The 11,790-nt window shown below is 30.3% G+C and carries 9 protein-coding genes; 7 read left to right on the forward strand and 2 right to left on the reverse strand.

Annotated elements, in window-relative coordinates:
• Nucleotides 1-793: 793 nt before the first annotated feature.
• Nucleotides 794-2,641, forward strand: coding sequence for a tetratricopeptide repeat protein (locus tag KM029_RS12575; RefSeq protein ID WP_144073602.1), 1,848 nt, complete (start codon nucleotides 794-796; stop codon nucleotides 2,639-2,641).
• Between the two features lie 305 nt (nucleotides 2,642-2,946).
• Here KM029_RS12575 and KM029_RS12580 read toward each other — a convergent pair whose 3' ends face one another.
• Nucleotides 2,947-3,684 carry a class I SAM-dependent methyltransferase gene (locus tag KM029_RS12580; RefSeq protein WP_144073603.1) on the reverse strand — a complete coding sequence of 246 codons (738 nt, stop codon included), beginning with the start codon at nucleotides 3,682-3,684 and terminating at the stop codon, nucleotides 2,947-2,949.
• A 350-nt stretch (nucleotides 3,685-4,034) separates the two neighbouring features.
• Here KM029_RS12580 and metG point away from each other — a divergent pair, with 350 nt between their 5' ends.
• The 5 genes from metG to KM029_RS12605 all read left to right on the forward strand — a co-directional run bounded on the left by metG (nucleotide 4,035) and on the right by KM029_RS12605 (nucleotide 8,814).
• Nucleotides 4,035-6,101, forward strand: a complete 2,067-nt coding sequence (gene metG / locus KM029_RS12585) for a methionine--tRNA ligase (RefSeq protein WP_144073604.1) — start codon at nucleotides 4,035-4,037, stop codon at nucleotides 6,099-6,101.
• Nucleotides 6,102-6,164: 63 nt separating this feature from the next.
• Complete coding sequence (locus tag KM029_RS12590) at nucleotides 6,165-6,380, forward strand: hypothetical protein (RefSeq protein ID WP_144073605.1); 216 nt, start codon at nucleotides 6,165-6,167, stop codon at nucleotides 6,378-6,380.
• A gap of 2 nt (nucleotides 6,381-6,382) precedes the next feature.
• Complete coding sequence (locus KM029_RS12595) at nucleotides 6,383-7,045, forward strand: hypothetical protein (RefSeq protein ID WP_144073606.1); 663 nt, start codon at nucleotides 6,383-6,385, stop codon at nucleotides 7,043-7,045.
• Nucleotides 7,046-7,173: 128 nt separating this feature from the next.
• Nucleotides 7,174-7,536 (forward strand): hypothetical protein, encoded by a 363-nt coding sequence (locus tag KM029_RS12600; RefSeq protein WP_144073607.1) that lies wholly within the window; start codon nucleotides 7,174-7,176, stop codon nucleotides 7,534-7,536.
• A gap of 48 nt (nucleotides 7,537-7,584) precedes the next feature.
• Nucleotides 7,585-8,814 carry a hypothetical protein gene (locus KM029_RS12605; protein WP_144073608.1) on the forward strand — a complete coding sequence of 410 codons (1,230 nt, stop codon included), beginning with the start codon at nucleotides 7,585-7,587 and terminating at the stop codon, nucleotides 8,812-8,814.
• Nucleotides 8,815-8,891: 77 nt separating this feature from the next.
• Here KM029_RS12605 and KM029_RS12610 read toward each other — a convergent pair whose 3' ends face one another.
• Nucleotides 8,892-10,328: an aldehyde dehydrogenase family protein gene (locus KM029_RS12610; protein ID WP_144073609.1), complete on the reverse strand. Its 1,437-nt coding sequence runs from the start codon at nucleotides 10,326-10,328 to the stop codon at nucleotides 8,892-8,894.
• A 187-nt stretch (nucleotides 10,329-10,515) separates the two neighbouring features.
• Here KM029_RS12610 and fahA point away from each other — a divergent pair, with 187 nt between their 5' ends.
• Nucleotides 10,516-11,775 (forward strand): fumarylacetoacetase, encoded by a 1,260-nt coding sequence (fahA, locus tag KM029_RS12615; protein ID WP_144073610.1) that lies wholly within the window; start codon nucleotides 10,516-10,518, stop codon nucleotides 11,773-11,775.
• Nucleotides 11,776-11,790: the final 15 nt, after the last annotated feature.

Below are 11,790 nucleotides of genomic sequence, written 5' to 3' on the forward strand. Positions count from 1 at the left end.
GACTATAAAGAGTAATATTCACTTAGATATACACATAAAATAAGAATAAATTGGCTGTTAATAACCATCTTAACTAACTGATTATCTATTAATTATAGATCAAAATTAATTAAGATATACACATATAAACAAATACCCTATTCACATGCTGTGCGCAAATCAATTGTAAAATCAAGAAATTGAAAGGGTCTTCACGATTACAAAAGTATAGAGCTACACAAAAAATTATCACTCTATAAATGAAAAAAGAAGGTGTTGAAAACTTTTAAAAAATCGGTAATAATTTTGGCGCTAAATGGTCTATAATTAATCAAAGTGTGTAACTTAATAGAGAAAGTAAAAGTTATTCACTAAAATTATATCAAACGGATAAATTTTTGTACAATTATTAGATATCAACGTTAGTTATTCACATAATTCACACATATAATAGCTAAAATTGTGATTAGTTGATAAAATGTTGAAAAGGTGTGGATATTATCAACAGTAATTCACAATTAGTACTTATTCACGCTATTCACATAGGTGTTAATAAGTGGATGTGGGTAAAAAGGGCGCTTGCGCACAGTAAAACTAACGGAATAACTTTAATCAACTTATACATAATCATACTGTTGAAAAGCGCCATAAAACACTGTTTTTAGGTATGTTATGCAGTGAATAGTTATTAGATCAATTTGTTTGTAAGTAGTAAAAAGCTGTTAGTAAGCCGAGTTATCAACTTATAAACACCCCTAATAACAATAAAAGGAATTTTAAATTTTTATTTTTTTATTATCTATTAGAAAGTGAAATGTTGAAAACCGTACTTAGACAAAATTCGAGATTGCTTATTCTCTCTCTTTTCTTTTTGGTAGGTATCCCTGTTCAAAAAAGTATTGGACAAAATAAAACAGAAGAGAAACTAAATCTGGCTCAGGAATATTATAAAACAGAAGAGTTTGATAAAGCACTAGAGTTATATCGTGATTTATCAAAGAATAAAAATCTTATACCAAACATCCATGAAAACTATCTGAACATTCTTTTAAATAAAGAAGAATATAAAGAAGCTGATAAATATTTAAAGAAGGTTGTGAAGAGTAATCCACAAAACGCTATTTACAATGTTGATTACACAAGAGTAAAACTTTTAGAAAAAGATACAGCTGCTGCAGATAAATCTATTGATACGTTTATTCATCAAGTTGCTAACAATACCACCAAATTACGCTACTGTGCTTTGTACTGTATAGATCTTAGATTATTTGCATATGCTGAGAAATGTTACAGAACTGGTGAGAAAAATAGTGATGAAATATTTTATTATGAATTGGCAGACCTTTACGCTAACTGGGGTAAATATGATTTGATGATAGATGAGTACATGAAACTTCTTTTAATCAAACCAGACCAATTAGAGTATGTGCAGATGGCACTTCAAGACAGACTGCTAACAGAAGAAGACTTTGATCTTTTAGAACCTAAGCTCCTCACGCTTGTTCAGAAGAACTCTAGCATGACTGTGTTTAATGAGATGATCGTTTGGTACTACTTACAGCAGAAGAAGTTTTACGGGGCATTTGTGCAAGCTAGAGCGTTAGATAAGAGATTAAGATTAGAAGGTTATAAGATTTTAGAGATTGGGCGTTTAGCAAAAAATAATGCTGATTATAAAAATGCATCTAAAATATTCCAATACTTGGTAGATAGATACAAAGAATATGCTGTGTATCCAGTTGCAAGAAAATATCTAATAGAAACAAAAGAATCTATTGTAAAAAGTACCTACCCTATTGATAAAGATCAAATTCATTCACTTGTCAACGATTATCAACAAATTATTGATGAAATGGGGATAACTGATCAAACTGGAGAGGCTTTAAGAAACATGGCATTACTACAAGCTTTCTATTTAGATGAAAAGGACGAGGCAATTGTAGAATTAAAAGAACTTATCAACAATCGATCTATTCCGAAGAGTTTAATTTCTCAAGCAAAACTAGATTTAGGCGATATCTATCTTTTAAAAAACGATCCATGGGAAGCTTCATTACTTTATTCACAAGTATCTAAAGCGAATAAAGAAATGAAAATAGGACACATAGCTAAATTAAAAAATGCGAAGATCTATTACTATACAGGTGATTTTAAATTAGCTCAGTCACAATTAGATGTTTTAAAGCTTGCTACATCTAGAACGATTAGTAATGATGCAATTGCTTTATCTATGTTGATAAGTGATAATTTAAACTTGGATACTACATCTTTTGCAATGGAAGCGTATGCTGAAGTTGATTTGTTGATATTTCAAGGAAAATACATAGAAGCATTAGAAAGTTATGAACAAATGTTAGTAGACTTTAAAGGACATAGTCTTACAGATGAAATTCTTTGGGAAAAAGCACATTTGTTGATAAAATTGGGGAAATATGAAGAAGCATTAGAACCTTTGAAAGAAATTCTCGAGTTTTACGGTGAAGATATTCTGGCGGATGATGCAAACTATTTGATAGGAACAATCTATCAGGATAATCTGAATGATAAAACTGAGGCAATGGAATACTTTAAAAATCACCTCATAGATTTTAAAGGTTCAAGTTATGAAGTTGATGCTCGAAAGAGATTTAGACAACTTAGAGGCGATAATGTGAATAAATAATAGAAAATAGCTTTTTATTAAAATGTTATCCCCATAAATGTTTAAAAGTTTTTAAAAATAAGACATTTCAGAATGTTATTAACTTATAAACATCCTATTCACTAATAAATCAAGAAGTTATACTTAAAATATTAAAAGTTATCAACAGTTAATCAGTTTAATTGTTGATAACTTTTCTTTTTTTACCTAATAATCAACCTATCAATGGTTAGTAAATTGATTTTATTTTAGATTTTTAGAAATTTGTCAACAAAAAAGGCTGAATACAATTGAGTATTCAGCCTTTTTTGTGCATAAAATATGGATTATTGCTTCTGGACAACAAAAATCATCCTATCAGATTTCTCTCTATCGAATAAATTCAAGTTATAATCCCCAAAAGTGTTGATAACTTTGAGATTTACGCTTTCAAATAGCTTTAAAAAGTCTTTATTCTTTAAAGCTTCTACTCTTTCTGTGAATAAATAGTCTTTTCCATCTGCTGAAAATGCAATTTCTTTCATTACATGTCGATTTTTTAAATACTTATGCACATTAAAATCCATTTCAGGTCGTTTAATCACTAATTTTTCAGGTAAACTATTTATAACCTTATAAGTATTGAAATAGTCTAAAACAAAATAGCCATTATGTTTTAAGCTGTTGGCTATCATTTTTAAAGCTAAAAGATCTTCTTCTTCAGTTTCAAAATAACCAAAACTAGTAAATAGATTTAATATAAAAGTAAACTCTTCCTTTTTGTAGAGCTCTCTCATATCATGTGTTGAAAACTTTAGCTTTTCGTTCTCAAATTGCTTAGCATGTTGAATACTTTCTGTTGAAAGGTCTATTCCCTCTACATTAAAGCCAAGTTTATTCAGAAAAATTGCATGTCGACCTTTTCCGCACGCTAAATCTAAAACTTTATCAACATTGGATATATTTAAATGATTCGAAAGCTTTTTTACAAAAGTTTCAGCCTCTTTAAAGTCTCTGTTCTGGTATAAGATGTGATAATATGGTGTATTGAACCACTGATCGAACCATTCTTCACCCTTTTGCATTTTATTCACTACTTTTTGTTTATCTATAATGAACAACCATTAACTTTGTGGTTGGTTTGAATAAATGTAAGTGCAAAGTATACTTTTCATTTATATACATCAAAACTATTTTCAATACTGTGCATAAGTTTCTGAAAATTGATGAATTTTTTTATGATTTATCGATTTTCAAAAAGTTATCAACATTTTTAGGTTTATTATGTGAATAACTTTGATTTAGATGAAGTAAATCATCTGTTATTCAGTGTAAAAGGGTTGTGAATAACCACTTCAAATTGATTAACTTTGCAGCGACTTATCGTCAGTATATAAGAGTAATATAGGCCAATAAGAAATTTTGAGACAAATTCATGTCAAAGCATTATAATAGATATACAGTAACTGCGGCATTGCCGTATGCAAATGGTCCTTTACATATCGGACATATTGCAGGTGCGTATTTACCAGCAGATATTTACGTTAGATCATTACGTCAGAAAGGAAAAGATGTAGCATTTATTTGTGGAAGTGATGAGCACGGTGCTGCAATCACTATTCGTGCACAAAAAGATGGTATCACTCCTCAAGATATTATTGATAAGTACAATAAGAATATCAGAGAGACTTTTGAGAATTTTGGTATTTCTTTTGATTTATTCCACAGAACTTCTGCGCCTATTCATCATGAAACAGCACAAGATTTCTTTAAGGTTTTAAATGATAAAGGACAATTTGAATTAAAAGAGTCTTCTCAATATTATGATGAAGAAGCAAAACAATTCTTAGCGGATAGATACATTACAGGTACTTGCCCTAAATGTGGAAACGAAGGTGCTTATGGAGATCAGTGTGAGAAATGTGGTTCAGCGTTAAGTCCAACAGATTTAATTGATCCTAAATCTCAAATTACTGGTGCTACTCCTACTTTAAAAACTACTCGCCACTGGTATTTACCAATGAACAAACACGAAGATTGGCTTCGTGAGTGGATTGTAGATGGTAAGTTAGATGGTAGACAACACCATAATCCTAGTGAATGGAAAAATTCTGTTTTAGGACAATGTAAATCTTGGTTAGATCAAGGGTTACAACCTAGAGCTATGACTAGGGACCTAGACTGGGGAGTGAAAGTTCCAGTTGAAGGTGCAGATGGCAAAGTTTTATATGTTTGGTTAGATGCTCCAATTGGCTATATTTCAGCTACAAAAGATTGGGCAGCTAAAGAAGGTAAAAACTGGGAAGATTATTGGAAAAAAGCTGATACTAAGCTAGTTCACTTTATTGGAAAAGACAATATTGTTTTCCACTGTTTAATATTCCCTATTTTATTAAAGGCACATGGCGAAGGGTATATCTTACCAGATAACGTTCCTGCAAATGAGTTTTTAAATTTAGAAGGTGCTAAGTTATCAACATCTCGTAATTGGGCTGTTTGGTTACACGAGTATTTAGAAGAGCTTCCTGGTAGAGAAGATGAATTACGTTATGTATTAACATCAATAGCTCCAGAAAATAAAGATTCTGAATTTACATGGAAGGATTATCAAGAACGTGTAAATAATGAGTTGGTTGCTATTTTAGGTAACTTTATCAACAGAGCAGTTGTACTTACTCACAAATATTTTAAAGGAGAAGTACCTGTAGCTGGAGAATTTACACCAATGGAAAATGATATCATTGAAGAAATGAAAGCAATTCCATTACGTGTAGAAAAACTAATTGGTCAATATAAATTTAAAGAAGGACTAATTGAGGCAATGAAGTTGGCTCGTTTAGGTAATAAATATTTAGCAGATACTGAACCTTGGAAACTGTTTAAGCAAGATCCGGAGTTGGTAAAAACTATATTAAATATGTCGCTTCAAATTGCGGCAAATTTGGCTATTACTATCGATCCATTCTTACCTAATACGGCTAAGAAAATTCAGAATATGTTAGGCATGGAATCTCTGGATTGGGATAAAGTTGGTAGCCCAGATTTAATTACTGCTTACGATCGTTTAGCTCCGGCTGAATTATTATTTAGTAAAGTAGAAGATAAAACTATTGAGGAACAGATTGAGAAGTTAGAAAAAACAAAAATTGCTCAAACACCTGTAGAACCTCAAAAAGATGAAACTACTTTTGATGATTTTCAAAAAATGGATATCCGTGTAGGAACCATTATTGAAGCAGTAAAAGTAAAGAAGGCAAAGAAATTATTACAACTTACAGTAGATACAGGAATTGATAAGAGAACTGTAGTAAGTGGTATTGCAGAGTTTTTTGCTCCAGAAGATGTAATTGGTAAACAAGTATCTATTTTAGTTAACTTGGCACCAAGAAAAATTAGAGGAATAGAATCAGAAGGTATGATTCTGATGGCAGAAGATAAAGACGGTTCTTTATCGTTTGTATCTCCATCTGCTCAACTATCAGAAGGAAGTATCATTAAATAAATATTAAAAATGAAAGGTTACTAATCTCTTTGATTGGTAACCTTTTTTTAAATAATTAAAACTATGAGCAAAGGATTTGGCAACATTGTAAATATCATTTTTGTTATTGTAGCAGTTTCACTTTTACTGTTGGCTTATTACGATTATGATCAAGGAAAAGATTATATGGAAAATTTACAGTTAGCAGGTGGTGTAATTGCATTATTAGCAGCTCGAATTTTTTTAACTAAAAAGACTAATAAAAGAGATAACGATAAAGGCGGAATGTTTAGAAAATAATTATGTATTCTGTTAGAGAAATATATTCACTTAGAGAAGAGGGGAAATATCAAGAAGCTTTTATAACTGCAAGAAGTTGGTTAGAAATCTCTCCTAATGATGAAGAATTACAAGCTGCAATGGCTTGGGTACTTTATGATATGATTAAGGTGGCTAATCAAGAAAAAAATGCAGAACAGTTTGAAGAATTGTTTGGTGTTTTTGTAGAATATATTCCTTTAGAAGCAGATAAATTACAGTTAGCAGCTTGTAGAATTTTATTGATTGAAATTGAAAGATTACTCAATTTAAAGCAATTTGATAAAATAGACCGTTTACTACTTTTAATAAAGCCTTTACAATATCATCCTGAAAAAGAACGTCCCAAAGCGTTCTACCAATTACTAGAAATAGCTGTTGGTAATAGTCAGTTTCTTCCTAATTTTTTGACGTTTATACGTATTTGGCGTTTGTCAAATTTACAGCCTCAACATTATCAAAGTTATGGAGATTCTATGAGTCTTGCAGAACGAGTGCACTGGTTAGTGGGACAACATTTATATGAGCATAAAGAAGAAAACCAAGAAGTAATAAAAGCTTATATTAAACAGCTTGATCTTCTTTTAGAGAGATGTCCTCAATTTGGTTACATAAGAAGTTTAAAAGAAAAACTAAGCATACCATAGAGTAACAATTATCTGTAAATGTTACATAATATCTATTAACTACATAGGTGGTAACAATGTTACCTAACTAGCGTATAATTGTAATATCAAAACAAAAAGAGATACTTAATCTATTAATTACAATTATAATGAAGACGAATATTTCGCTATTAATTTTATCAATTTTGTTAGTTTCATTATCTGCATTTTCTCAAGATTCTAAGAATGTAGGTCTTTATGATGAAAGAGTAGAAACATATCTTAATAAATCTGGGCTTTTGTCTAAAATCGATTCGGAACTATCTTTTAAGGATCAATATCAGAACAAAACAAGGTATGTTTTAGTACAACACTGTGGAGCTGTAGTTGTATTTGATCTTTATAATTCTGGAACTGTTAATATTATCCATAAAAATCAATGTTTATCATCTGAAGAACAATCAATAGTTTGGTTAGACGAGGTAAATAAAGATAGTAAAGGAAATATTTCTAGAGTTAAATTTCTTGATTAAAAATTTATCTAAAAAAGTAACACTGTTTTATATTTTAAAAATAAAAAAATGAAAAAATCATTATTACCCCTATTATTATCGTATTCAATTTTTTTCACTTTCTTTTCTTGTTCAACCGAAGATACTGAATTGGAAGAACCAGTAAAAGAAGGTAGAGTAATAACAGTTAGACCTGTTATTGATGAACAAATTACCCCTATGACAAAGGGTACTAGAGATCCTAAAAATGGTTTAGAATATAATGGTTATACTATAATTGTAATAGATGAGAGTGGTGAAAAAATATATAAAGAATTTTCTTTAAGAGATACACTCGTAACTGTAGATTATGTAGTTGGTAATTTTTCAATTGATATAGTACATGAAAAATCTTCAGAGAAAGTATCTAAAAATTATTATTTAAAAGGAAGTGAAAGTGGTTCCAATGTAGATGAATTTGTTACTATTCGAATGAATAATCAACAGTTTGCTTATGTACTTATTGATGGTGCAGAAGATGAAGTAACTAATGCATCTATAGATGATTTTGAGTTAATACCTGACAGTAATGATATTTACCCTAATTTTTATGCATATGTTCAATCAGATTTAGACCATAATATTTTAATTAATACTGTAAGAGGATATGTGGGAGTAACACTAGAAAATGCTATTTCTGATAAACAATATACTTACTCGGTTAATTTTTCTACAACTGGTGAAATTATAATTAATCCAGGTTTTGACGGACGTAAAGATGACCCTATAAAAGTTATACCTATTTATCCAGTTGTTCCAGAAACATATATTTCTAATGCTGAAAATTTAGTAACGGATTACTTCACAGGTGTAATTAAAGGTGATAATAAAAGTAATAAAGACGTTTATGTATATGGAGTTTCATATGGTAAGGATAATAACGGAAATGAATTTGATTTTAGTCAAAAAGTTACAATAGAAAATAAGCCATCTTTTACTGCTTCTTGGAATATAGATATAAATGCTGGAGATGGAATTTATATGAATATCTATGTTGAAGGTGGAACTGATGTAAAGAATAAAAAAATAATTAAGAATATTAATATATATGAGGATTCTGAATTTGTAACAGTACATTATACAGACGGTACTCAAGATCCAACTAATAGAACTTGGGAAGAAGTTTTAGGTAATGTAAGTGGTGATATGGTTTATTCTAAAAGAGCTGATTATGGAAGATTAAATACAAATTTTATTATACGTTTTGATGGTAATAATAAAGAAAATTTTGAATTTGAATTATCAGCATTATCATTCTAAAAGTTGATATAATGAATCTTATTCATGATTCCAGTTATTAAGACTGGAATCATGATTTTTATTTTTAATGACATCAATTAGAAATACTTAATAATAAAATCTGTCAACTTACTAGCTAATTTTCCATAAGGAGGATATACGGGTTTTACACTAGTTAAACCAACTCTATTTTTTAATACAGCTCTTTGATTCGAAAAACCAACAAAACCATATTTACCATGGGATTTACCAATTCCACTATTATTAATTCCACCAAAGGGTAAATCAGGATTATTGATATGTAAGATAGTTTCGTTAATACAAGTACCTCCTGCGGTAGTGTTCTGCAGAACTTTTTTTATTGTTTTCTTTTTCTTTGCAAAAATATATAAGGCTAAAGGTTTCTCTTTTTCTTCAATAATTTCAAAAGCCTCTTCAATTTTATCAAATGATTTGATAGGATAAATAGGACCAAATATTTCCTCTTGCATTAAACGCATATCATTTGTTACGTTGGTAACTAAAGTTGGAGGCATATATTTTGAGGCTTCATCCATTTCACCATTCATTATAATTGTAGCACCTTTTTCAGAAGCATCCTCTAAAAGGCCTTTTAATCTATTAAAGTGATCTTTATTAATAATACGGCATAAATCAGGAGATGCTTTAATTAGTTCGCCATTAGGAGAATAGAACTCATTAATGGTGTTTGTCATCTGCTCTACAAACTCTTTTTCTACAGATTTATGGATTAAAGCATAATCTGGAGCTATACAAGTCTGACCAGCATTTAAGAATTTACCCCATGTAATTTTATCAGAAGCATCTTTTAAATCAGCATCCTTACAAATAACCGTTGGCGACTTCCCTCCTAGCTCTAAAGTTACTGATGCTAAGTTATTTACCGCTGCTTTCATTACTACTTTTCCTACGTTAGAACTACCCGTAAAAAAGATATGATTAAACTTTTGTTTAAGTAGTGTTGTAGAAACTCCAACCCCTCCGAGTATAACTATCACTTCATCAGTAGAATAGAGTGAATAAACCATCTTTTGAATATATAAAGATGTATGCTCAGATAGCTCAGAAGGTTTAATTGCAACTGTATTACCTGCAGCTATTGCATATATTAAAGGAGAGATTGCCAAGTAAAAAGGATAGTTCCAAGGTGCAATAATTAAACACACTCCTTTAGGCTCGTGCAATACATAAGAAGAAGTACCCAACATACTTAAAGGTGTACTTACTTTATTGGGTTTCATCCAAGATTTTAAATGCTTTTTTGTATGTCGAATTAAGCCAACTATTGTTAGTATTTCTGATGTATCTACCTCTACTGGATTTTTTTTAAGGTCTTTATAAATAGCCTCATGTATCTCTTCTCTATGGTCTAATATATAATGTTCTAATTTTTCTAATTTCTTGATACGTTCTTTTACAGTAGTCTTTTTAATGGTAGTGGCATTCTTCTTTAGATGAATGAATATATCTTCAATATTTTGAGTGTTATTATCGATAATTACTGATGTATTCATAATTGATACTGTTATTTTCTATAGATGTTGCTTGAGGTAAAAAGATAGACTAGATAAAAAAGTAGTAGTAATTTCTCTATCAGTTATCATATTACGATGGATTTTCTTTAATTACATTAATATCTTAATAACATGCAAATTTTTGCAATACTAACCTATTGATAAACACATAGAACTAATTATTTCAATGATTAATAGAACACATAATAATCAAATTAAATCGTGGGTAAAAGTTGATAAAAAATCAGATTTCCCAATTCAGAACCTTCCTTACGGAATTTTTTCAACAGCTACTCAATCTAAAAGAGTTGGTGTAGCAATTGGAGATCAGGTACTTGATCTTGAAGCTGTTGCAAAACTTGGTCATTTTGATACTATTATAAATGATCTTACGGTTTTTAGTCAAGATACTTTAAACAATTTCATCTCTTTAGGTAAGCAAGTACATTCAGCAATAAGAGAATGCATTTTTGATTTATTGAGCGATAATAATCCATTAATTCAAGCAGAAAATGTTTTATTTGATTATGGTGCAGTAACAATGCATCTTCCAATTAAAATAGGTGATTATACAGACTTCTATTCATCTGAAGAGCATGCCACGAATGTTGGGGTAATGTTTAGAGGTAAAGACAATGCACTATTACCAAATTGGAAACAAATGCCTGTTGGATACCATGGAAGATCCTCTTCTATTGTAGTTTCTGGAACAGCAATTCATAGACCAAAAGGACAAAAAATGCCCCCTGATGCTGAAGCACCAATTTATGGCCCTTCTAGTAGAATGGATATTGAATTAGAAATGGGTTTTGTTGTTGGCAAATCTACAACTTTAGGAGACACTGTAAATGTAGATACTGCAGAGGATTATATTTTTGGACTTTTACTTTTTAATGATTGGTCTGCAAGAGATATTCAGAAATGGGAGTATGTTCCTTTAGGTCCTTTTCTAGGAAAAAACTTTGGCTCTACAGTTTCACCTTGGATTGTAACTTTAGAGGCTTTAGAACCTTTTAGAGTAGAAAGCCCTAAACAAGTTCCAACTCCTTTGCCTTATTTACAATCTACAGGTAAACATACTTTTGATATTAATTTGGAGGTTGGTCTTACTCCCAAAAATGGAAAAGAAACTATAATTTCTCGATCAAATTATAAGTATTTATATTGGAATATGTGTCAGCAATTGGCACATCAAACAGTAAATGGTTGTAATATTAATGTAGGTGATGTTTGTGCATCGGGTACTATTTCTGGCCCTACTAAAAACTCATTTGGATCTCTTTTAGAATTAAGTTGGAACGGTAAAACACCAATTGTTTTAGAAGATGGACAAGAGAGAAGTTTTTTAGAAGATTATGATTCTATCTCTTTAAAAGGATATTGTGATAATGGAAGTTTAAGAATTGGCTTTGGAGAAGCAAATGGTATGCTTTTACCTTCGAAGTAAGCCTTCAATTTTGAA

This window comes from Flammeovirga kamogawensis (assembly GCF_018736065.1).
Classification (GTDB): Bacteria; Bacteroidota; Bacteroidia; order Cytophagales; family Flammeovirgaceae; genus Flammeovirga; species Flammeovirga kamogawensis.